This is a genomic window from Roseovarius sp. B08, assembly GCF_051417955.1.
Lineage (GTDB): Bacteria > Pseudomonadota > Alphaproteobacteria > Rhodobacterales > Rhodobacteraceae > Roseovarius.
This window is the reverse complement of the sequence record NZ_JBPRLW010000001.1, coordinates 3,958,398-3,980,377: the sequence shown is the minus strand read 5'-3', so window position 1 is coordinate 3,980,377 and position 21,980 is coordinate 3,958,398. Positions and strand designations below refer to the sequence as shown.

Sequence of the window (21,980 nt, the reverse complement as noted above, 5' to 3'; positions counted from 1 at the left end):
AGGGGCGGCGAACGGTCGGCCTAGCCGGCGTTGTGGCCGATGCGTGGCGGGGCCTGGACCCGCGCGATGTGATCGGCAATCCACCCGATGGTGTCGGTTGCCGGCATGGGACGTGCGATGCCGAAGCCCTGAACGTGGCCGACCCCCAGTTGGGCCAGCATCGCGTGTTCGCCGGCGTTCTCGACGCCTTCGGCGATGGTATCGAGATCAAGATGTTCGGCCATCAGCTGAATCGCGTTGACCATGCGTTGCTGCTCCACGTCGCGGTCGAGTTTCTTGACGAAGGAGCGGTCGATCTTGAGCCGGTGCACGGCGAAGCGTCGAATCGAGGAGATCGACGCGTGGCCGGTTCCGAAATCGTCCAGGTCGATGTGGCAGCCAAGCTCGGCCATGCGGCGGATGTTGCGCACGATCGTGTCCTCGGGCGAGTAGGCGACGACGGTTTCGAGGATCTCGACCGTCAGGCGCGTCGGCGCCAAGTCAAAGCGGTCAAGCTCCCAGGTCAGGCGGTCGACCAGCTTTGGGTCACGCAACTCGTCGGCGGAAAAGTTCACGCCGACCTGGGGTATGTGGAACCCGGCATTGTCCCACGACTTGAGAGCCGCAAGCGCGTCTTGCAGAATTTTGGCGCCAAGCACATCGGTTCTGCCGAGTTTCTGCAACAGCGGCAGGAATTCCCCGGGCGGGATCAGGCCGCGCGCGGGATGTTCCCATCGCGCCAGCGCCTCGAACCCGGAAATGTTGCCGGTATCGGTGGAAATCTGCGGTTGGAACCAGGCGCGGATCTGGCCGTTGGCCAGGGCGGTCAGTATTTCTGTCGCGTTGCATTCGGGCATGGGGCCAAAGCGCTGCAACTCGGGGCTGTAGGCCCGGATGGCCGAAGGCGCGTTGCGGCGCGCCTCGATCAGGGCGATGCCGGCGGCGTCGGACAATTCGCGCCCAGTGCCGCCCCGCACGAAGCTGTCGAGGCAGAAGCCGACCGAGGCGGAGACATAGATCGTGGCGGAATCGAGGGAAATCGGCTCTTCCACAGCTGCCTGCAAACGCGTGACCAGTTTCAGCCCCGCCTCGGAATCGAGTTGGCGAACGGGGGCAAGGACAACCCCGAACTGTCCTTTGGAAAGCGGCAGCAGCACGTCATGTTCGCGCAGGACGGTTTTCAGCCGGTCGGATACGCATTTTCCCACCTGCTCTGCCGCTGCGATACCGTGCCGGTCGAGCAGTGTATCGTAGTCGTCGATCTCGATGATCGCACAGCCCGTGCGGCGCAGGCAGTTGCGGGCAAGATCGAGGGTTTCCTGCATCTTCCGCTCGAACTCATCCTCGCGTTCCCGGCGGGGCGGCGGCGCGGAATGGCGCAGCCACGCCAGCCCGATAGGCACGGCCAGTGCGATGGTCAGCAAGACAGGTTCGCCGCCAAGCCAGAAGCCGCCCAGCACCAGCGCCGGCAGAAATGCCAGTGCCTGTGGGCCGGTCAGCACGGTCGCGAGCGAGAAGCGAAATGAGGATACGTAGTTGCGCAAGGGCGTGGTCCGGGTCCGGGGCAGTCGAGTGGACGCTATCCCGAGTTGTTCAATAGCCCCTTAACGCAACTTCGGCAGACCCTCGTCATTTCGTTCTGATTTTATCTTTTCCCGACTCAGCCCTTCGAAATCAAAGAGTTTCGGGTCGAGCAGGTGTGAGGGCCGGGCGTTCATCAGGGCCCGGAACATGACCTGACGGCGGCCCGGGCTGTTGGCCTCCCAGCCGTCGAGGATCTGCTTGACCTGCTGGCGTTGCAGCCCGTCCTGCGAGCCGCAGAGATCGCAGGGAATGATGGGGTAGTTCATCGCGCGGGCAAACCGGTCGCAATCGGCCTCGGCCACGTGGGCCAGCGGACGGTAGACGAAGAGGTCGCCTTCCTCGTTCACCAGCTTGGGCGGCATCGTGGCCAGCCGCCCGCCGTGAAAGAGGTTCATGAAGAACGTCTCGAGAATGTCGTCGCGATGATGGCCCAGCACCACGGCGGAACAGCCTTCTTCGCGCGCGATGCGGTAGAGATGGCCACGGCGCAGCCGCGAGCAGAGCGCGCAATAGGTCCGGCCCTGCGGCACCTTGTCGACGACCACGGAATAGGTGTCCTGATACTCGATCCTGTGGGGCACGCCCATGTCCTCCAGGAACTTGGGTAGGACGGTCGCCGGAAAGCCGGGCTGGCCCTGGTCGAGGTTGCAGGCCAGGATGTCGACTGGCAGCAATCCGCGCCACTTCAGTTCGTGCAGAACGGCCAGAAGCGTGTAGCTGTCCTTGCCACCCGACAGGCAGACAAGCCAGCGGGCATCTTTCTCGACCATGCCGTATTGCTCGATCGCCTCGCGCGTTTGGCGCACGACACGTTTGCGCAGCTTGCGGAACCCCGTGGTTTTCGGAGCGCCTGCAAAGAGCGGATGGATATCGTCGGCATCGTCAAGCATGCTTGCGCGTTTAGAGCGATTCACGCCACCGGGCAAGCGCAGCCGTCAGGCCCCGGCGTCGATCAGCGTTTGCAGGATGGCCTTGGCGCTGTCGGAACTCCAGTCGGCGTCCCCCTGAAGGCGGGCGATCTCGTTCCCCTCACGGTCGAGGATGACGGTGACGGGCAGGCCCAGCACCCCCATCTGGCGCGAGAGGCCCATTTTCGGGTCGGCGTGAAGCGGCAGGTTGTCGACGCCGATCTCGTCGAAGAACTTTTTCATGGCGGCAGGCGCGTTGCGGCCCGAGGCAATGGTGACGACCTCGAACTCCTCGCCGCCAAGCTGGTCTTGCAGGTCCGACAGCATCGGCATCTCATGGCGGCAGGGGGCGCACCACGTCGCCCAGAAGTTGACCAGGGTGATCTTGCCCTCGTAGTCCGACAGGGTCATGTCGCCGCCATCCTCGGATTTGAACGCCTCGGAAGGCACTGGCTTTGCCTCGGAATGCACCACCAGCTTTTTCATGTCGCTGTCGCGCAGGTCGGCAATATCCGCGGTTTGCGCCACTGCGCCGTTTGCACCGGCTGCGAGGGCCATATAAAGGACGATGGACTTCAGCGAATTCATAGCGCCTCCGAAGAGTTGGGACATGACAGACAAGACCTCTAATCAGATGTGGGGCGGTCGGTTCGCCGCCGGGCCCGATGCGATCATGGAGGCAATTAATGCCTCGATAGATTTCGACAAGCGCCTCGCCGCGCAGGATATCGCCGGGTCGCGCGCCCATGCGGCCATGCTGGCCGCGACGGGTATCGTCAGTGATAGCGATGCCGACGCGATGCGGGAAGGCCTGCTCACGGTGTTGTCAGAGATCGAACGCGGGGAGTTTCCGTTCTCGAAGTCGCTGGAGGACATTCACATGAATGTCGAGGCGCGGCTGAAAGAGGTGATCGGCGAGCCGGCCGGGCGACTGCACACGGGGCGCAGCCGGAACGACCAGGTGGCGACGGATCTCAAGCTGTGGGTGCGCGATCAGCTGGATGCCTGTGATACGGCATTGGTGGCGCTGATGAAAGCGTGCCTTGCGCAGGCGGAAGCCGGGGCGGATTGGGTAATGCCGGGGTTCACGCATCTGCAGGTGGCGCAGCCGGTGACGTGGGGCCATCACATGATGGCCTATGTCGAGATGTTCGGGCGCGACCTGTCGCGCGTGCGCGACGCGCGCCGCCGGATGAACGAATGCCCGCTGGGCGCGGCAGCCCTGGCCGGGACCTCTTTTCCGATCGACCGGGACATGACCGCGAAAGAACTGGGCTTCGACCGCCCTGCGGCCAACAGCCTCGATGCCGTAAGCGACCGGGATTTCGCGTTGGAGTTCCTGTCGGTGGCCAGCATCTGCGCGATGCACCTGAGCCGAATGGCCGAGGAACTGGTGATCTGGTCCTCGGCGCAGTTCCGGTTCGTGAGCTTGAGCGACAGGTTTTCCACCGGGTCGAGCATCATGCCGCAGAAGAAGAACCCGGATGCCGCCGAACTGATCCGGGCCAAGATCGGGCGCATCTTCGGGGCGAACGTGGCGCTGACGTTGGTGATGAAGGGGCTGCCGCTGGCCTATTCGAAGGACATGCAGGAGGACAAGGAGCAGGTTTTTGACGCTGCCGACAACCTGATGCTGGCGCTGGCGGCCATGGACGGGATGGTCCGCGACATGACCGCCAACAAAGAGGCGCTGGAAGCGGCGGCGGGAGCCGGATTTTCGACCGCGACGGATCTGGCCGACTGGTTGGTGCGGGTACTGGGCCTGCCGTTCCGCGACGCGCATCACGTCACCGGCGCGCTGGTGGCGAAGGCCGAGGCCAAGGGGTGCGACCTGCCGGAGTTGAGCCTGGAGGAGATGCAATCCGTGCATGGCGAAATCGACGAAACGGTCTATGATGTGCTGGGTGTGCACAACTCGGTCGCCTCGCGCACGAGCTATGGCGGGACTGCGCCCGAGCAGGTGCGCATGCAGGTTGGTCGCTGGAAGGAGATTCTGGGATGAAACGCATTTTGGCCTGTCTGAGCCTGGTGATCCTTGCCGGCTGTGGCGTGGATGGTGAGCCGATCCCGCCGGGCAGTGAGCCGGACAATACCGTCGCGCGCAACGATCCGACGCAGGTTCGTCCCAATATCAACGGCGCGCTGACCGTGGGCACCAACGGGTCGAGTGCCAGTGTCGGCACCTCGATCGTCAGCGGCAATGTCTCGGTCCACGTGGGCACTGTCTTTTGAAGTATCTCTTCCTGGCTTTGGCCGTCTGGGGCGCGATCCACCCGATGGCGTGGTTCATCACGTGGTTCAACGCCAACGGCTATGACCTGATGGCGATGGTGGATGCCTGGCATGCCAATGCGGCGACCAGCGGACTGGTGTGGGACCTGACCATTGCGGCGGTGGCACTGACGATATGGGTGATCTGGGAGACGGCAAATGCGCGCGACTGGCTGCGCCTGATTGCGATACCGGCGACCTTCTGCATCGGTGTCAGTTGCGGTTTGCCGCTTTATCTGTTTCTGAGGATGCGGCGCGGGTAGGACCCGCCGACTCTGGAGTATTTTCAGCTAGAAAAAGCGGGCGATGGATCATTTTCTTTACCGTGACGGCGAGCTTCATGCCGAGGATGTGCCGGTGGCCGAGATCGCGGCGCAGGTGGGCACGCCGTTCTATTGCTATTCGACCGCCACGCTGACGCGGCATTTCCGGCTGTTCGACGAGGCGCTGGACGGGATGCCGCACCTGGTGTGCTACGCGATGAAGGCGGCGAGCAACCAGGCGATCCTTAAGACGCTGGCGGGGCTTGGCGCGGGGATGGACGTTGTCTCTGGCGGCGAATACCTGCGGGCGCGCGCGGCCGGCGTGCCGGGCGAGAAGATCGTGTTTTCCGGCGTTGGCAAGACCCGTGAGGAAATGCGCATCGCGCTGGAAGGCGGCGTGCGGCAATTCAACGTCGAGAGCGAGCCGGAGATGGCCGCGCTGTCGGAGGTGGCGGTGTCGCTGGGCGTGGAGGTGCCGATCACGGTGCGGGTGAACCCGGACGTGGACGCGAGAACCCACGCCAAGATCGCCACCGGCAAGAGCGAGAACAAGTTCGGCATTCCGATCGCGCGAGCGCGGGACGTCTATGCCGAGGCGGCGCGCTTGCCGGGCCTGAAAGTCATCGGGATCGACGTGCATATCGGCAGCCAGCTGACCGATCTGGAGCCGTTCAGGATGGCCTACGAGAAAGTGGCGGAGCTGACCGAGGTGCTGCGGGCGGATGGGCACGAGATATCGCGCCTCGATCTGGGCGGCGGGCTTGGCATACCCTACGAGCGGTCGAACGCCGCGCCGCCGCTGCCGACGGATTACGGGGCGCTGATCCGCGAAACGGTCGGGCATCTGGGCTGCGAGGTCGAGATCGAGCCGGGGCGGCTGGTGGCGGGCAATGCCGGGATCCTGGTCAGCAAGGTGATTTACGTGAAGTCGGGCGAGGGGCGCGACTTTCTGATCCTCGACGGGGCGATGAACGACCTGATCCGCCCCGCGATGTACGACGCCTATCACGATATCGTCCCAGTGAGAGAACCAGCACCGGGCGTGGAGCCTGCCAAGTACGACATCGTCGGCCCGGTCTGCGAATCGGGCGATACCTTCGCGAAGGAGCGGGTGATGCCGGCGGTGGGCGAAGGCGACCTTGTGGCGTTCCGCAGCGCGGGCGCATATGGCGCGGTCATGAGCAGCGAGTACAATACAAGGCCGCTGGTTCCGGAAGTTCTGGTGCATGAGCATCAATTTGCCGTCATCAGGCCCCGGCCGACCTTTGACGAGATGATAAATCGCGATACCATCCCCGCATGGTTGTAACGCGGCGGTCGCGTGGGCAACCCAAGCGCAGGGATGCATGGCACAATCGGATAACTCCACCTTCAACAAGGTTATCGGGCGGCTGAAGCGTCCGTTGAGGCTGACCTGGGCCGGGCTGATCGCCGAGCGCCTGGTGCGGGCGTTCTGGCCGCTGTGGAGCGTGGTCATTGCCGTCTGCGCCGCGTTGATGCTGGGGCTGCACGATCTTGCTCCGGTGGAGCTTGTCTGGGTGATCGCGGTTTTTTCGGGGCTGGCTGCTCTGGGATTTGCCGTGCATGGCTTGCGCCGGTTCGACTGGCCGTCGCGGGAAGAGGCCATCCGGCGGATGGATGGCGTGTTGCCGGGGCACCCGTTGGCCACGCTTGCGGACAGGCAGGCCATCGGCGAAGGCGACGCTGGATCCCAGGCACTTTGGCGCGCGCATATCGCGCGGATGGAGGCCCGCGCCGCCGGGGCGAAAGCGGTCGAACCGGACCTGAGGCTGTCGCGCCGGGATCCGTTCGGGCTGCGCTATGTCGCCCTGCTGGCGCTGGTCGTGGCGGTTCTGTTCGGCTCTGTCTGGCGCGCCGGCACGGTGTCGCAGATGGCGCCCGGGAGCGGCGCGGCGCTGGCCAGCGGACCGACATGGGAGGGCTGGATCGAGCCGCCGGCCTATACCGAGTTGCCGAGCCTCTACCTGAATGATCAGGACGGGGCGTTCAGCGCCCCCGAAGGCAGTCTTGTGACCTTGCGCTTTTACGGCGAGGTGGGCGCGCTGAGCGTGACCGAGACGGTCTCGGGCCGCACCGAGGATATTCCGCCGGCCACGGACATAGAACAGAGTTTCGAGATCGCGCAGGACGGGACCTTGCGCATCGACGGCCCGGGCGGCGAGGAATGGCGGATCACGGCGCTGCCCGACGCACCGCCCGAGGTGTCGATTTCGGACGGGCTGGAGGTCACGTTCGACGGGCAGATGAGCCAGCCTTTCGCGGCCAGCGACGATCATGGTGTGACCGGCGGCAAGGCGACCTTCGAGTTGGCGCTGGACGAGGTCGACCGGCGCCATGGTCTTGGCGCCGACCCCGATCCGCGCGATCCGATCGTGCTGGATCTGCCGCTGCCGATCACCGGCGGCCGGGACGATTTCACCGAGACCCTGATCGAGAACCTGTCGGAGCATCCGTGGGCGCATCTTCCCGTGCGCCTGACGCTGACCGTGCGGGACGAGCGCGACCAGGCGGGGCAGAGCGCGCCGATGGTGATGGACCTGCCGGCGCGGCGGTTCTTCGACCCGATGGCCGCGTCGGTGATCGAACAGCGGCGTGATCTCCTTTGGGCGAAATCCAACGCGCGTCGGGTGAGCCAGATGCTGCGCGCGGTGTCGCACAATCCCGAACCGGGGCTTTTCAAATCCGAGACGGCCTATCTGAAGCTGCGGGTGATCTTGCGGCGGCTGGAGACCTTCATCGACCATGACAGCCTGACCGACGAGACGCAGGACGAACTGGCGCAGGCGTTGTGGGATCTGGCCGTGCTGCTGGAGGATGGCGATATCGGCGACGCGCTGGAACGGATGCGGGCGGCGCAGGAGCGACTGAGCGAGGCCATGCGCAACGGTGCCAGCGAGGAAGAGATCGCGCGGCTGATGCAGGAATTGCGCGACGCGACGCAGGATTACCTTCGCCAGAAATCGCAGATGGCGCAGCGCGAGGGCGATCAGACGGACGAACCCGACCAGGACCAGTCAGAGAACATGCAGACCCTGACCGACCAGGATTTGCAGGACATGATGGACCGTATCCAGGAGCTGATGGAGCAGGGCCGCTTCGCCGAGGCGCAGCAGGCGCTGGAAGAGTTCCAGAAGATGATGGAGAACCTGCGCGTGACCGAAGGTCAGCAAGGGCAGGGCGGCGACAATCCCGGCCAGCAGGCGATGGAAGGCCTGGCCGAAACGCTGCGTGACCAGCAGGGCCTGTCGGACGAGGCGTTCCGGGATTTGCAGGAACAGTTCAATCCCGGCGCACAGGCCGGGGAATCGCAGGGCAACGAGGGCCGCAACGGTGGCCAGGGCCAGGGCCAGCAGCATTCGCAACAGGACCAGGGGCAGCAACCGGGTCAGCAGCAAGGGCAGGGCCAGGGCCAGCAACAGGGTCAGCAACCCGGGCAGGGCCAGGGCAATCAATCCGCCCAAGGCCAGCAGGGCGGCCAGGCCGGCAACCTTTCGGAACGGCAGGAAGCGCTGCGGCGCGAGTTGGAGCGCCAGCGGCAGGGTCTGCCCGATGTCGGCGGTCAGGCCGGCGAGGACGCCCGCGAGGCGCTGGACCGGGCGGGACGCGCCATGGAAGGTGCCGAGGAAGCGCTGCGCGGCGACGACCTTCCCGAGGCGATCGACCGGCAGGCCGAGGCGATGGATGCCCTGCGCGACGGGATGCGCAGCCTGGGCGAGGCGATGGCCGAGAACAGCCAGTCCCAGCCGGGCCAGGGCCAGGCGCAAAGCCAGACACCGGGGCAGTTCGGCGAGCAGGATCCGCTGGGCCGGTCACAGCGCGGGCTGGCCGGAGACCAGGGCGAATTCACCGCGCGGGAAGACGTGTATCGCCGGGCCGGAGAATTGCTGGACGAAATCCGCCGCCGGTCGGGCGACGCCGCGCGGCCCGAAGTCGAACTCGACTATCTGCGGCGGCTTCTGGACAGGTTCTGAGCCGGCACGGCGGGCCGGCGCGTTGCGCGATCAGCCGTCCGCGGCGGCGTCTTCGGATAGCGAGGCTGCCATGCTCTGGATCAGGTCGTTGAGACCGGCGCGCCAGCCGTTCACCATCTCGACATAACCCGTGAGTGGCCCCGCCAGCTGCGGGACGGCATCGGAGAGTTGCGGCGCGAACACGTAGATTACCAGCGCCAGCACCGCAAGGACGACCGCCAGCCGGAACCCGGAGCGAAAGCCGCTTTTGACTGACGCATCAGTGTTGTCGTCGGCGGCCGATATGGGGCGCGGCTCTTCCTTTCTGCCATCGGAATCGAGCGATGAGTTGATCTCGTCGATATCGGGAAGCAGGTTGCTGCGCGATGCGGGGTCGATCTCTTCGATTTCGGCATCGGTCTTGCGCGCCTCGGGTTCGCCGCGCAGGCGTGCCATGCGCGCGCGGGCCTCTGCCGAGCGTCGCCGGGCGTCGTTATCGGCTTCCTGAAGCCCTAGTTCCTGCTGCGTCTCGACAGTGCCGCGATGATCTTGTTCGCGCGCGCGGGCTTCCCGCTCGGCCTCTTCTCGCAGGACGTCGGCCACGGCAGGGTCGATTTCGCGTCGCTTCGGGTCGGTCGCGGGTGCGATGCGTTCTTCCGGGAAGTGCTCATCCTCAGGGGCGTCGTCTTCGAACGCCATGTCCGCATCATCCTGGGACGGATCTTCGGCGCGGGGTGCGTCGTCTTCATCCTCTTCCGCGCCATAGTCGGCGTCCGGCTCGGGCCAGGAGGGCGTTTCTTCCGCGGCGCCGTCATCCTGGAGGGGCGTGTCGGTCTGAGCCGCTTCCGGTTCCTCGGCGGGGTGGTCTGGATGGTTCTGAAACCAGGTCGTTCCGCAATCGGAGCACTGCACGTCGCGCCCGCTTGTGGGAATAACCTCCGTCGGGACTTCGTATTGTGCCCCGCAATTCGGGCATATCAATCGCATTGTGCCACCCGCTGCCTGTCGTCCGACCAGCATACCTAGCCTATTGTTTGGAATACCTTACGCACAAACACCGGACCGGAAAAGAGGCAATCAAGGAAGTGCCGTAGTCGTTGCACAAGTGTGTCCTGTGCGGCATGAAGGGCAAAATGCATTGGGGGCCGAAGTGATCGAGCTGGAAAACGTCGCCTACAGCTACGGCGGGGGAGAGCTGCTGAGTGATATCTCGCTCAAGCTGCAGGCCGGGTCATTCCATTTCCTGACCGGCCCGTCGGGGTCGGGCAAGACCACGCTTCTGAAGCTGTGTTACGGGGCGTTGATGCCCACGGCCGGCGAGGTTCGGCTGTTCGACACGGATGTGCGCGGGATGGAGCGGGACGACATCGCCTATGCAAGGCGACGGATCGGCGTGGTGCACCAGGATTGCCAGTTTCTCGATCACATGAGCGTGGCCGACAACATCTCGTTGCCGCTGATGGTGTCGGGGCGTGACCTTTGAGCGAGTCCGCGAACCTGAAGGAACTGATCGGCTGGGTGGGCCTCAAGGCGCGCGCCGAGGCGCTGCCGCCGGAGTTGTCGGGCGGGGAACGGCAGCGCGCGGCGCTGGCGCGGGCGATCATCATGTCGCCCGACGCGGTGCTGGCCGACGAGCCCACGGGCAACGTCGACTGGGACATGTCGCAGCGCTTGCTGCGGCTGCTGATCGAACTGAACCGGATGGGCAAGACCATCATGGTGGCCACCCACGACCTTGCGCTGATCCGCGCCGCGAAGAGCCATGTGCAGGCCCGCGTGCTGCGGATCTCGAACCGGCGGCTTCAACTGGCGGGGGCGGACCTGTGAAGCCGGATTTCAATCAGTTGACCGAGTTCGTGATGGGCGATGCCCAGGCCGACCGGGTTGTGCCGCCCACGGGGTACACGGCCTCGCTGACCGTGTTCAGTGCCGGGGCGATGGCGTTCCTGGCAGTGTTCGCGCTGGCCCTTTCGATGGCGACAGGGCGGCTGGCCGACCGCTGGGGATCGGAACTGGCCCGGTCCTCCACCATCCGGATATCGGCGCCCGAGGGACAGATGGCGGCGCAGACGGCGGCGACGCTCAAGATACTGGAGACAACCAAGGGCGTTGCCTCGGCCCGGGCGCTGGACGCCGACGAGCAGCGCGCCTTGCTGGAGCCGTGGTTCGGCCCCGACCTGCCGGTGGATACCCTGCCGATCCCGCAATTGATCGAGGTCATCGAGGAAGGCGAGGGATTCGACGCGGGCGGGCTGCGGCTGCGGCTGTCGGCCGAGGTGCCGGGCGCGGTGCTGGATGACCACACGCGGTGGCGCAGACCGCTGGTGAGCGCCGCGACGCGCCTGCGTATGCTGGGGTATATCTCGATCCTTCTGATCGCGGCGGCGACGGCCGCGATGATCACGCTGGCGGCCAATGCGGCGCTGGCAGCGAACACGCAGGTGATCGGCGTGCTGCGCCTTGTGGGCGCGCGGGACAGTTATATCGCCCGGGCTTTCGTGCGGCGCTTCACCCTGCGGGCTCTGACCGGGGGCGCGGTGGGCACCGTGGCCGCCGGTGTGGCGGTGTTCCTGTTGCCCGCGGCGCAGGAGGATGGTGGCTTTCTGACCGGCCTGGGCTTTCGCGGCGCGCAGTGGCTGTGGCTCCTGGTCATCCCGCCGCTGGCCGCGGCCGTCGCCTTTGCCGCCACCCGCGCCGCCGCGCGCAAGACGTTGAAGGACACGCCATGAGATACGCGTTTCAATGGGTCCGATCGGCTGTCTTCGTGGGGCAGATCTATTTCATGATGCTGCCTATCGGCATCGTGTTCCTGCCCTGGGCGCTGGTGTCCTCGAAGGGGGCGAACGCGGCCTGCAAGACGTGGTGTGCCTGGGTGCGCTGGACCGCCCGCTGGATGGTGGGGCTGAAGACCGAGGTGCGCGGCACGCCCCCCACGCACGAATGCCTTATCGTTGCCAAGCACCAGTCTTTTCTGGATATCATCCTTATTTTTGGCAGCGTTCCGGCGGGCAAGTTCATCATGAAACGCGAGTTGATGTACGCGCCGATCATCGGGCAGTACGCGCTGAAACTGGGCTGTGTTCCGGTCGACCGGGGCAAGCGCAGTCAGGCCATCAAGAAGATGATCGCGGATGTGGGGCGGGGGCGTCTGCGGCCCGGTCAGCTGATTATCTACCCGCAGGGCACGCGGATCGCGCCGGGGGTGAAGGCGCCCTACAAGGTCGGCTCGGCCATCCTTTACGAAGAGATCGCGCAGGACTGTATTCCCGTGGCGACGAATGTCGGGCTGGTCTGGCCCCGCAAGGGGTGATGCGGCATCCCGGAACCGGGGTGGTGGAGTTTCTGCCGGCCATCAGGGCGGGGCTGCCGAGGGAGGAATTCATGACGCGGCTGGAAGAGACGATCGAGAGCAATTCCAACCGTCTGATGGGCGAAGCGGGGTTCGAGCCGGATGAAATTCATTGACGATATCAAGGGGTTGGAGTCGCTTTACGGCACGCCGGGGGCGGCCAGTACGCGCAAGGTGGTGCATCGGCTGACGCCGCTTTACCGGAAATGGATCATGACCTCGCGCTATTGCGTGCTGAGCACTGTGGGGCCGGGCGGCACCGATGGCAGCCCGCGCGGCGATGATGGCCCGGTGGTGCTGGAACTGGACGAGACGACCCTGGCGATGCCCGACTGGCGCGGGAACAACCGACTGGATTCGCTGAGGAATATCGTGTCGGACGGGCGCGTGTCGTTGATGTTCATGGTGCCGGGATCGAACACGGTGGTGCGGGTGAATGGCACCGCGAAGCTGACCGCAGACGAGGGGTTGCGCGCCCGTTTCGAACGGAAGGGCAAGCACCCCGCGACGGTGATCGTGATCGCTATTTCCGAGATATACAGCCAATGCGCACGGGCCACGATCCGGGCAGGTCTGTGGAGCCGGGACGACAGTGACGGCTTGCCGACGGTGGGCGAGTTGCTGGCCGAGGCCTCGGACGGGGACGAGGGCGGCGCGGAGTATGACGCCGGATGGAGTGCCCGGGCGGCGAAGACCATGTGGTAGCTGGTGCAGGGGTGGTTAACGCGATTTGGCGCGTCGGTATTTCAGTAGCATCGCGTCGGTGGAAGTGACGCCGGGCGGGACGGGTTAACATTCGCTGCTGTCCGCCGATGAGAAATCGCGCTCGCTACGGCGTAGGTCTGCTTAGAGCCCTTTGCGGACAAATGTGATTTATATCCCCGAGCGCCATCGACGGGCCGCGGCGCGGCGATCCGACGGTAGTTCGGCAGCACTTTATCCAGCCAAATCCAAAACAGGATTGAGCGATGCACCGAACTTCACCCAATCGCCGGGCCGTGGGGGCGGCCCGTCGATGGCGCGGGGCCTGCGGCCTGTTTCCGCGCCGGGTCTGTAGATCAAATGTCTTTTATGTCCGCAAAACCGACATTCTTGCCCTCCGCAACGAACGACGGGTTCCAGCCCTTGTGAGACGCTGGTTTCGAGCACCCAGCCGGTTAACAGCCGCGAAGCGGCCTGGCCATCGTCAGCCCCTCCCTTGGGCTGACGATTTGGCGAGGCTGGGCGCAACAATCATTCTGAGGATGTGTTTGGCAGGCATAAAGTGCTTCAGAATTTCCGTCGGATCGCCACCCCAGGGGCTGACGATGGCCTCAGTCGTGAATGGCGGCTTTGTACGCAAAGCGAACGTCCAAGGCGAAGCACCCCGCGCGGACTCCAGGTGCTGCTTGCTGCACCGCCGCGCATCGCGCCAGAGGCGCGTCACTTTATATGCGCGCCTTCGGCGCGACGGGCCGCCCCGTCACGCCAGAGGCGTGCCGACTATAGTTGGCGCACCCTTGGTGCGACGGCCCGGCGATTTGGCTGGTGACGTGCCACGCTCTCAGGTTGGATGTGCTTGGCCGGCATAAATTGCCCATCACAATCGTCGGTTCGCCGCACCACGGCCCGTCGATGCGCGTCTCCTCACCGTGGGAAAATGACGTCCGCTTCGTCCGTACGCCAGTCGTAGTTCCCTCTGACGCGTAAACCGTCCGGCGCGTGGGTTTTCACCCACCCTACGAGATGCCGGACCGGGCTTGTGATTGGACGGGCGGGGCGAACCCCGCCTGCTGGGACGCTTACGAGTGGATCGGGCCGTCGCCGCAGGCCAGGGCCGCTTCGCGCACCGCTTCGGAATAGGTCGGGTGGGCGTGACAGGTCAGGGCCACGTCCTCGGCGGCGGCGCCGAATTCCATGGCGACGCAGATCTCGTGGATGAGATCGCCGGCCATCGGCCCGATGATATGCGCGCCGAGGATGCGGTCGGTTTCCTTGTCGGCGAGGATCTTGACGAAGCCGTCGGCGGCGAAGTTCGCCTTGGCCCGGCCATTGCCCATGAAGGAGAACTTGCCGGCCTTGTAGGCGCGGCCCTCCTCCTTCAGCTGTTCCTCGGTCTTGCCGACGGCGGCGACCTCGGGGTGGGTGTAGATCACGCTGGGGATGACGCCGTAATTCACGTGACCGTGCTGGCCCGCGATGACGCAAGCGGCGGCCATGCCCTCGTCCTCGGCCTTGTGGGCCAGCATCGGGCCGGAGATGCAGTCGCCGATGGCGTAGACGCCCTTGACGTTGGTCTGCCAGTGGTCGTCGGTCTTGATCTGGCCGCGCTCGGTCATCTCGACGCCAAGGGTGTCCAGCCCCAGCCCGTCGGTGAAGGGCTTGCGCCCCGTGGCGACCAGCACGACGTCGGCATCGAGCGTTTCCTCGCTGTCGTCCTTGCGCAGCTTGTAGGTGACCTTGGCCTTGGTCTTCATCGCCTCGACGCCTTGTACGGCGGCGCCCATGATGAAGTTCAGGCCCTGCTTTTTCAGCAGCTTGTGGAAGTTCTTCTGCACCTCGCCATCCATGCCGGGGGTGACATGGTCGAGATATTCCACGACCGTCACGTCGGAGCCCAAGCGGGAATAGACCGAGCCAAGCTCCAGCCCGATGACGCCGGCGCCAATGACGACCAGCTTTTTCGGCACCTTGGACAGTTCCAGCGCGCCGGTCGAGGAGACCACGGTTTTCTCGTCGATCTCGACGCCCGGAAGCGTGCTGACCTCGGAGCCGGTCGCGATGATGGTGTTCTTGGCCTCGTGCGTATCGTCGCCGACCTTGACGCGGCCCGCCTCGGGGATGGAGCCCCAGCCCTTGAGCCAGTCGATCTTGTTCTTCTTGAACAGGAACTCGATGCCCTTGGTGTTCTGGCCGATGGTCTCGTCCTTGTAGGAGAGCATCTGTTTCCAGTCGACAGACGGGCTTTTGCCCTTGAGGCCCATGGCGGCGAAGTTGTGTTCGGCTTCGTGCAGCATGTGGCTGGCGTGCAGGAGCGCCTTGGAGGGGATGCAGCCCACGTTCAGGCAGGTGCCGCCCAGGGTTTCGCGGCCCTCGACACAGGCGGTTTTCAGGCCAAGCTGGGCGCAGCGGATGGCCGCGACATAGCCGCCGGGGCCGGAGCCGATTACGATGACGTCATAGGAAGCCATTTGATATTCTCCTTCGCGTGTCGGGCGTGTTGGTCCCGAACCTATGCTTTTTGTGGTGCAGTGTCACGATGCGGGCGGGGCGCAGTCCGGCACGGTTTTCAGGATTTCGTGCAGGAGGTCCGTCCACTCCGCGTCAGGATTGTTTTCCATGAAGGCGGTGGCGGGAACGAAGGCGTTGCTGAAGCCGGGATGAAAGGTTCTACCGTCCGCCCACCAGGGGGTGATGGTGCCGCTGACGAGGGTGAAGTCGATGATCTCGTCGGCAAGGTCCACCCGGGTGATCCGGAAGCAGCCGTTGCCTTCGCCGTCGGCCGGGGTGTCGGTGAAGGTGTTGGTGACATGGTCGTAATCACGGTGCATGACGAAATGCGTGCTCTCGGCGATCACGAACTCTGCCGAGGCCTGTGGGGCCGCGAGGACGAGGGCGAGGGCGGACGCGCGGATCATACCAATGCCGCGACGTACATCAGCGCGGTTGCGGCGAAGCCCACCATCCAGATCAGCGAGCGCCACGGGCGCAGGCCCAGGTAGTAGGCCGGGATATAGGCGATGCGCGCGATCAGGTAAGCCCAGGCGCAGGCGGTCGTGACCCCGGTGGATTGACCCGAAACGCTGATCACGACGCAGGCGATGGTGAAGAGGATCAGCCCCTCGAAATGGTTGTCCATCGCCCGGCCCAGGCGGGCGGTGCCGTCCGACATCCGGCGCGACGGTTCGCGGTCGCGCGCCGAGGTGGTGTAGCCCGGCCCGAGTTCGAGATTGGCGGGCACGGCGTAGAGGGCGAATTGCACCACTTGGAGCAGGGCGGCGAGGGTGAGGACGGTGAGTTCCGGTGTCATGTGCGGTAACACGTCCCGGGCTTGACCCGGGACCTCCTTGTTGCGGGGGCGGGCTCCCGGATCAAATCCGGGGCGGTGTGAGATGGGCCTGACGTCATGTCGCTTGGATCGCCTCTGCTATCGCCCCGGCCTTGGCATCAAACGTGCCGGTGCGGGCCGAGGGGTGGGGCGCACGGATGTGCGGGACGTCGAAGTGTTTCAGCACGCGGGCGGCATCGTGGCCGAGCGCGACGGGGCGGCGGCCGAGGCGTTCGTGCTGGCCGATGGCCTCCCAGCTGGCGCGGGCGTGGGCCGGCGGGATGGTGGAGGACCGCTGCGGTGTCAGAAGGTGAAAGACCGGCGTGATATAGATGTCGGCGCGGGCGAGATTCAGCAGCGCCAGCACCTTGTCGATGACCCGGTTGAAGGGGTTGGTGGAGAGATAGCCTTGCCGCGTGAGTTCCGCGCGGTGGCGGCGGACGGAGGGCGCGTCGAGCCAGTCCTTGGACACCAGCATGGGGCCGGTGAGGCTGCCGGAGGTCATCTGGATGGGCGAGACATAATGGCCGTCGAAGCCTTCCTCGGCCAGCGTAGGATAGCCGGGCAGGCGGAAGGCGCGGCGCGCGGTGACGGCGCGGGCATATCCGGCGGCGGGGGTCATCGGTGGGTCGCGTCCAGGGACCCGCTCGGGGTTTCTTGCCCTGGGAGGCCCCGGATCAAGTCCGGGGCGGGTAGCTCTTGGTTCATGCCGTCTCCAGCATGTGGGAGGCGGACGGGCCGTGCCCGAGGCCGGTTTCCTTGTCAACCCAGGCCTTGACGCGGGCCGCGTCGTTGACGCCGAAGAGGACCCAGCGGGTGCCCGTGCCCTCGCGCCACATCTGAAGCTGGGTGAGACCGGCATTGGCCCGGTCCTCGGCATGGGACTCGTGGGCGCTTTGGTCGAAGCTGTCGTAGCGGAGGAGGAGTTGGGTGGTCATGAGGTGTGTCCCGTATGGTGGAAGGGGCGGGGTGAACCCCGCCCTACCGGAAGTAGGGCGGGATTTATCCCGCCACCGATTTACAAATCCATCAACAACCGCCGCGGATCTTCCAGCGCGTCCTTCACGCGGACGAGGAAGGTCACGGCGCCCTTGCCGTCGACGATGCGGTGGTCGTAGCTGAGGGCGAGGTACATCATGGGGCGGGCCTTGATCTCGCCGTTCACCACCATCGGGCGCTGCTGGATCTTGTGCATCCCGAGGATGCCCGATTGCGGCGGGTTGAGGATGGGCGAGGACATCAGCGAGCCGTAGACGCCGCCGTTGGAGATGGTGAAGGTGCCGCCCTGCATTTCGGCCATGGAGAGCTTGCCATCGCGGGCGCGGGCGCCCTTCTCGGCGATGGCCTTTTCGATGTCGGCGAAGCCGAGCGCGTCGGCGTCGCGGATCACCGGGACCACGAGGCCGGTGGGCGTGCCTGTCGCGATGCCCATGTGCACGAAGTTCTTGTAGACGATATCGGTGCCGTCGATCTCGGCGTTGACCTCGGGCACCTCTTTCAGCGCGTGGCAGCAGGCCTTGGTGAAGAAGGACATGAAGCCCAGTTTCACGCCATGCTTCTTCTGGAACTCGTCCTTGTACTCGTTCCGGAGCGCCATCACCTCGGTCATGTCCACCTCGTTATAGGTGGTCAGCATGGCGGCGGTGTTCTGGCTGTCCTTGAGGCGGCGCGCGATGGTCTGCCTTAGCCTTGTCATCTTGACCCGTTCCTCGCGGCTGGCATCCTCGGCCGACACCGGCGCGCGGGGCGCCTGTGCGGGGGCCGACGAGGCGGCGGGCGCGGCGCTGCTGGCGGCGGACACCGCCTTGGCGACGTCCTCTTTCATCACGCGGCCGTCGCGGCCCGAGCCCTGCACCTGGTCGCTGCTGAGGCCCTTTTCGGCCATCGCCTTTTTCGCCGAGGGCGCGTCCTCGATATCGCGGCCCGCGGGCGGGGTGGTGTACTGGCCGCCATTGGCGGTGGCCGGGGCGTCATCCGTCTTGGCCGTGGCATCCTTTGGCGCGGGACGTTCGGCGGGTTCCACCGTGCCGTCCGCGCCGCCCGAAATCACGGCCAGCTTGGCGTTTGCCTGTACCGTGTCGCCTTCCTGGGCGAAGATATCGGTAAGCGTCCCGGCCGCGGGCGCGGGAACCTCGACCGAGACCTTGTCGGTTTCCAGCTCGCAGAGCATTTCGTCCTGGCTCACAGTGTCGCCGACCTTCTTGAACCATGTCGAGACGGTCGCCTCGCTTACGGATTCGCCCAGGGTCGGAACCATGACATTGGTGTCGCCTCCCGATGCGCGGCCGCCGCTGCCGCCGCTTTCGCCGCCGGACTTGCCGGACTCGGACTCGGCGCTTTTCTCTTCTGTCTTCTCGGCCTTCCTGGGCGCGCTGTCGGAGCCGCTGTCGCCTTCGGACAGGGTGGCGAGCAGGGCGTCGACGCCCACGGTCTCGCCCTCTTGCGCGACGATCTCGGCCAGTGTGCCGGCGGCGGGCGAGGGCACCTCGACGGTGACCTTGTCGGTTTCCAGCTCGCACAGCATCTCGTCGGCCTCGACCTTGTCGCCGGCCTTTTTGAACCAGGTGGCGACGGTGGCTTCGGTCACGGATTCGCCCAGGGTGGGCACGCGTACTTCGGTGGTCATTACGTGTTATCCTTCGATCGTCAGCGCGGCATCAATCAGCGCTTCTTGTTGGGCCTTGTGTTGGCTGGCAAGCCCGGTTGCGGGCGAGGCGGAGGCGGAGCGCCCGGCATAGACCGGACGGGTGTGCTTGGCCTTGATGCGTTCGAGCACCCACTCGATATTGGGCTCGATGAAGCTCCAGGCGCCCTGGTTCTTGGGTTCTTCCTGGCACCAGACCATCTCGGCCTTCTTGAAGCGTTCCAGCTCCTTGACCATGGAGATTGCGGGGAACGGGTAGAACTGCTCGACGCGCAGGAGATAGACATCGTCCAGCCCGCGGTTGTCGCGTTCTTCCAGAAGGTCGAAATAGACCTTGCCCGAGCACATGACGACGCGCTTGATCTTGTCGTCGGATTTCAGCTTGAGCTCGGAATTGCCGTATTGGGCATCGTCCCAGAGCACGCGGTGAAAACTGCTGCCGGTGGTGAATTCCTCGGCCTTGGAGACGCACAGCTTGTGGCGCAGAAGCGATTTCGGCGTCATCAGGATGAGCGGCTTGCGGTAGGTGCGGTGCAGCTGCCGGCGCAGGATGTGGAAATAGTTCGCCGGGGTCGAGCAGTTGGCGACGATCCAGTTGTCTTGTCCGCACATCTGCAGGAAGCGTTCGAGGCGTGCGGAGGAGTGTTCCGGGCCTTGCCCTTCGTAGCCGTGGGGCAGCAGGCAGACGAGGCCGGACATGCGGAGCCACTTGGATTCGCCTGAGCTGATGAACTGGTCGAACATGATCTGGGCGCCGTTGGCGAAGTCGCCGAACTGGGCCTCCCACAAGGTGAGCGCGTTGGGCTCGGACAGGGTGTAGCCATACTCAAACCCCAACACGGCGTATTCCGAGAGCATCGAGTCGATGACCTCGTACTGCGCCTGGCCTTCGCGGATGTGGTTGAGCGGGTAGTAGCGTTCTTCCGAATCCTGGTCGATCAGGCCGGAGTGCCGCTGGCTGAAGGTGCCGCGGGTGCTGTCCTGGCCGGACAGGCGCACGCGGTAGCCCTCGGTCAGGAGCGAGCCGAAAGCCAGCGCCTCGGCGGTGGCCCAGTCGAAGCCTTCGCCGGTTTCGAACATCCTGGCCTTGGTTTCCAGGAGCCGTGACACGGTCTTGTGCAGCGGCGTGCCCTCGGGCGGGGTGGTCAGGGCGCGGCCGATTTCGGCCATGGTCTTTTTCTTGATGGCGGTTTCGCCGCGCTGGTAATCCTCGTCCTTGCTGTCGAGGTGGGACCATTTGCCGTCCAGCCAGTCGGCCTTGTTCGGGCGGTATTCCTTGCCGGCTTCGAACTCGTCGGCGAGGTAGGACTGGAACGCGGCCTTCATGTCGTCGATCTCGCCCTCGGGGATGAGGCCGTCCTTGACCAGCCGCTCGGTGTAGAGCGACAGCGTGGTCTTCTGCGACTTGATCTTCTTGTACATGATCGGGTTGGTGAACATCGGCTCGTCGCCTTCGTTGTGACCGAAGCGGCGGTAGCAGATGATGTCGATCACCACGTCCTTGCGGAACTTCTGGCGGAACTCGGTGGCGACCTTGGCGGCGTGCACCACGGCCTCGGGGTCGTCGCCGTTGACGTGGAAGATGGGCGCCTCGACCATCAGGGCGATATCCGTGGGATAGGGCGAGGAGCGCGAGAAGTGGGGCGCAGTGGTGAAACCGATCTGGTTGTTCACCACAAGGTGCATGGTGCCGCCGGTCTTGTGGCCCTTCAGCCCCGAGAGGCCAAAGCATTCGGCCACGACGCCCTGTCCGGCAAAGGCCGCGTCGCCATGCAGCAGGAGCGGCATGACCGCGGTGCGCTCGCGGTCGGCCAGCTGATCCTGCTTGGCGCGGGATTTGCCCAGCACGACGGGGTTCACGGCCTCGAGGTGGCTTGGGTTGGCCGTGAGCGACAGGTGCACGGTGTTGCCGTCGAATTCGCGGTCCGACGAGGCGCCGAGGTGGTATTTCACGTCGCCCGAACCGTCCACGTCCTCGGGCTTGAACGAGCCGCCCTGGAATTCGTTGAAGATGGCGCGGTAGGGTTTGCCCATCACGTTGGCCAGCACCGACAGGCGGCCGCGGTGGGGCATGCCGATGACGATCTCCTTCAGGCCCAGCTGTCCGCCGCGCTTGATGATCTGTTCCATGGCCGGAATCAGCGCCTCGCCCCCGTCGAGGCCAAAGCGCTTGGTGCCCATGTATTTCACATGCAGGTACTTCTCGAAGCCCTCGGCCTCGACCAGTTTGTTCAGGATCGCCTTGCGGCCTTCGCGGGTGAAGGTGATTTCCTTGTCGTAGCCCTCGATGCGCTCTTTCAGCCAGGCGCTCTCTTCGGGGTCGGAGATGTGCATGTATTGCAGGGCGAAGGTGCCGCAATAGGTGCGTTTGACGATGGCGAGGATCTCGCGGATCGAGGCGACTTGAAGGCCCAGCACGTTGTCGATGAAGATGGGCCGGTCCATGTCGGCATCGGTGAAGCCGTAGGACTTGGGATCGAGCTCGGGCCGGTCGGGGCTTTCGCGCAGGCCGAGCGGATCGAGATCGGCGGCAAGGTGGCCGCGGATGCGGTAGGCGCGGATCAGCATGAGGGCGCGGACGCTGTCCAGAACGGCGCGTTTCACCGCGTCGTCCGAGACCTCAACCCCCGTCTCGGCGGCCTTCGACTTGATCTTGTCGCCGGCTTGTCGCGCCTCGATTTCGGTCGGGTAGTCGCCGGTCAGCGCACTCGTGAGGTCGTCCGCGGGCTGCGGCGGCCAGTCGGGGCGCGCCCAAGAGGGGCCTGCGGCCTCTTTCTTGACGTCCGTGTCCCCGTCGCCCAGTTCCCGGAAGAAGGCCTGCCACGCCTCGTCGACCGCACCCGGGTCATTGGCGTATCGCGCGTAAAGCTGTTCGAGATACTCGGCATTGTGCCCCTGCATGAAGCTGGAGGCGTGGAACTGGTCGTTGGGGGATTGGTCGGTCATCTCAGGCTCCCTCGTTGGGGTTGACCGTAGGGCGGGAT

18 protein-coding genes and 2 pseudogenes are annotated in these 21,980 nt (G+C 65.2%); 9 read left to right on the top strand and 11 right to left on the bottom strand.

The window, feature by feature from the left end:
* Positions 1-20: 20 nt before the first annotated feature.
* From ACSQ76_RS20250 to ACSQ76_RS20240, 3 genes are read right to left on the bottom strand one after another with little or no spacing between them, the layout of a single operon-like run.
* Positions 21-1,523, bottom strand: a complete 1,503-nt coding sequence (locus tag ACSQ76_RS20250; protein ID WP_437157973.1) for a putative bifunctional diguanylate cyclase/phosphodiesterase — start codon at positions 1,521-1,523, stop codon at positions 21-23.
* A gap of 60 nt (positions 1,524-1,583) precedes the next feature.
* On the bottom strand, positions 1,584-2,453 hold the full coding sequence (gene ttcA, locus ACSQ76_RS20245) for a tRNA 2-thiocytidine(32) synthetase TtcA (protein ID WP_437157972.1): 870 nt from the start codon (positions 2,451-2,453) through the stop codon (positions 1,584-1,586).
* A 45-nt stretch (positions 2,454-2,498) separates the two neighbouring features.
* Positions 2,499-3,059, bottom strand: a complete 561-nt coding sequence (locus tag ACSQ76_RS20240; protein ID WP_437157971.1) for a TlpA family protein disulfide reductase — start codon at positions 3,057-3,059, stop codon at positions 2,499-2,501.
* Positions 3,060-3,081: 22 nt separating this feature from the next.
* Here ACSQ76_RS20240 and argH point away from each other — a divergent pair, with 22 nt between their 5' ends.
* The 5 genes from argH to ACSQ76_RS20215 are packed head-to-tail and all read left to right on the top strand — an operon-like array spanning position 3,082 to position 8,997.
* Complete coding sequence (gene argH, locus ACSQ76_RS20235; RefSeq protein WP_437157970.1) at positions 3,082-4,473, top strand: argininosuccinate lyase; 1,392 nt, start codon at positions 3,082-3,084, stop codon at positions 4,471-4,473.
* The gene (locus tag ACSQ76_RS20230) at positions 4,470-4,703 is read left to right on the top strand and encodes a hypothetical protein (protein ID WP_306127513.1); all 234 of its coding nucleotides are present in this window, start codon (positions 4,470-4,472) and stop codon (positions 4,701-4,703) included. Before argH ends, ACSQ76_RS20230 begins: the two co-directional genes overlap by 4 nt.
* Positions 4,700-5,005 (top strand): DUF2834 domain-containing protein, encoded by a 306-nt coding sequence (locus ACSQ76_RS20225; RefSeq protein WP_437157969.1) that lies wholly within the window; start codon positions 4,700-4,702, stop codon positions 5,003-5,005. Before ACSQ76_RS20230 ends, ACSQ76_RS20225 begins: the two co-directional genes overlap by 4 nt.
* Before the next feature lie 43 nt (positions 5,006-5,048).
* Complete coding sequence (lysA, locus tag ACSQ76_RS20220; RefSeq protein ID WP_437157968.1) at positions 5,049-6,314, top strand: diaminopimelate decarboxylase; 1,266 nt, start codon at positions 5,049-5,051, stop codon at positions 6,312-6,314.
* A 37-nt stretch (positions 6,315-6,351) separates the two neighbouring features.
* Positions 6,352-8,997 carry a TIGR02302 family protein gene (locus ACSQ76_RS20215; RefSeq protein WP_437157967.1) on the top strand — a complete coding sequence of 882 codons (2,646 nt, stop codon included), beginning with the start codon at positions 6,352-6,354 and terminating at the stop codon, positions 8,995-8,997.
* Between the two features lie 30 nt (positions 8,998-9,027).
* Here ACSQ76_RS20215 and ACSQ76_RS20210 read toward each other — a convergent pair whose 3' ends face one another.
* Positions 9,028-9,963 carry a zinc-ribbon domain-containing protein gene (locus ACSQ76_RS20210; protein WP_437157966.1) on the bottom strand — a complete coding sequence of 312 codons (936 nt, stop codon included), beginning with the start codon at positions 9,961-9,963 and terminating at the stop codon, positions 9,028-9,030.
* Positions 9,964-10,126: 163 nt separating this feature from the next.
* Here ACSQ76_RS20210 and ACSQ76_RS20205 point away from each other — a divergent pair.
* The 4 genes and pseudogenes from ACSQ76_RS20205 (at position 10,127) to ACSQ76_RS20190 (ending at position 13,030) form a co-directional block, all read left to right on the top strand.
* A pseudogene (locus ACSQ76_RS20205) lies at positions 10,127-10,803 on the top strand (cell division ATP-binding protein FtsE).
* Between the two features lie 32 nt (positions 10,804-10,835).
* Entirely contained in the window at positions 10,836-11,705 is an 870-nt protein-coding gene (locus ACSQ76_RS20200; RefSeq protein ID WP_306127685.1) for a cell division protein FtsX, read from the top strand.
* Positions 11,702-12,441 (top strand): annotated as a pseudogene (locus ACSQ76_RS20195) (lysophospholipid acyltransferase family protein). Before ACSQ76_RS20200 ends, ACSQ76_RS20195 begins: the two are co-directional and overlap by 4 nt.
* Positions 12,428-13,030, top strand: a complete 603-nt coding sequence (locus tag ACSQ76_RS20190; protein ID WP_437157965.1) for a pyridoxamine 5'-phosphate oxidase family protein — start codon at positions 12,428-12,430, stop codon at positions 13,028-13,030. Before ACSQ76_RS20195 ends, ACSQ76_RS20190 begins: the two are co-directional and overlap by 14 nt.
* Positions 13,031-14,106: 1,076 nt before the next feature.
* Here ACSQ76_RS20190 and lpdA read toward each other — a convergent pair.
* The 7 genes from lpdA to ACSQ76_RS20155 all read right to left on the bottom strand — a co-directional run bounded on the left by lpdA (position 14,107) and on the right by ACSQ76_RS20155 (position 21,942).
* Positions 14,107-15,495, bottom strand: coding sequence for a dihydrolipoyl dehydrogenase (gene lpdA, locus ACSQ76_RS20185; protein ID WP_437157964.1), 1,389 nt, complete (start codon positions 15,493-15,495; stop codon positions 14,107-14,109).
* A 63-nt stretch (positions 15,496-15,558) separates the two neighbouring features.
* Positions 15,559-16,008 (bottom strand): hypothetical protein, encoded by a 450-nt coding sequence (locus ACSQ76_RS20180; RefSeq protein WP_437157963.1) that lies wholly within the window; start codon positions 16,006-16,008, stop codon positions 15,559-15,561.
* Positions 15,939-16,334 (bottom strand): MAPEG family protein, encoded by a 396-nt coding sequence (locus tag ACSQ76_RS20175; RefSeq protein WP_437157962.1) that lies wholly within the window; start codon positions 16,332-16,334, stop codon positions 15,939-15,941. Before ACSQ76_RS20175 ends, ACSQ76_RS20180 begins: the two co-directional genes overlap by 70 nt.
* Before the next feature lie 94 nt (positions 16,335-16,428).
* Positions 16,429-16,974 (bottom strand): hypothetical protein, encoded by a 546-nt coding sequence (locus tag ACSQ76_RS20170; protein ID WP_437157961.1) that lies wholly within the window; start codon positions 16,972-16,974, stop codon positions 16,429-16,431.
* 82 nt (positions 16,975-17,056) lie between these two features.
* On the bottom strand, positions 17,057-17,290 hold the full coding sequence (locus ACSQ76_RS20165) for a hypothetical protein (RefSeq protein WP_437157960.1): 234 nt from the start codon (positions 17,288-17,290) through the stop codon (positions 17,057-17,059).
* Positions 17,291-17,370: 80 nt separating this feature from the next.
* Positions 17,371-18,978 (bottom strand): 2-oxoglutarate dehydrogenase complex dihydrolipoyllysine-residue succinyltransferase, encoded by a 1,608-nt coding sequence (odhB, locus tag ACSQ76_RS20160; protein ID WP_437157959.1) that lies wholly within the window; start codon positions 18,976-18,978, stop codon positions 17,371-17,373.
* Positions 18,979-18,984: 6 nt separating this feature from the next.
* Positions 18,985-21,942, bottom strand: a complete 2,958-nt coding sequence (locus tag ACSQ76_RS20155; RefSeq protein WP_437157958.1) for a 2-oxoglutarate dehydrogenase E1 component — start codon at positions 21,940-21,942, stop codon at positions 18,985-18,987.
* Positions 21,943-21,980 lie beyond the last annotated feature (38 nt).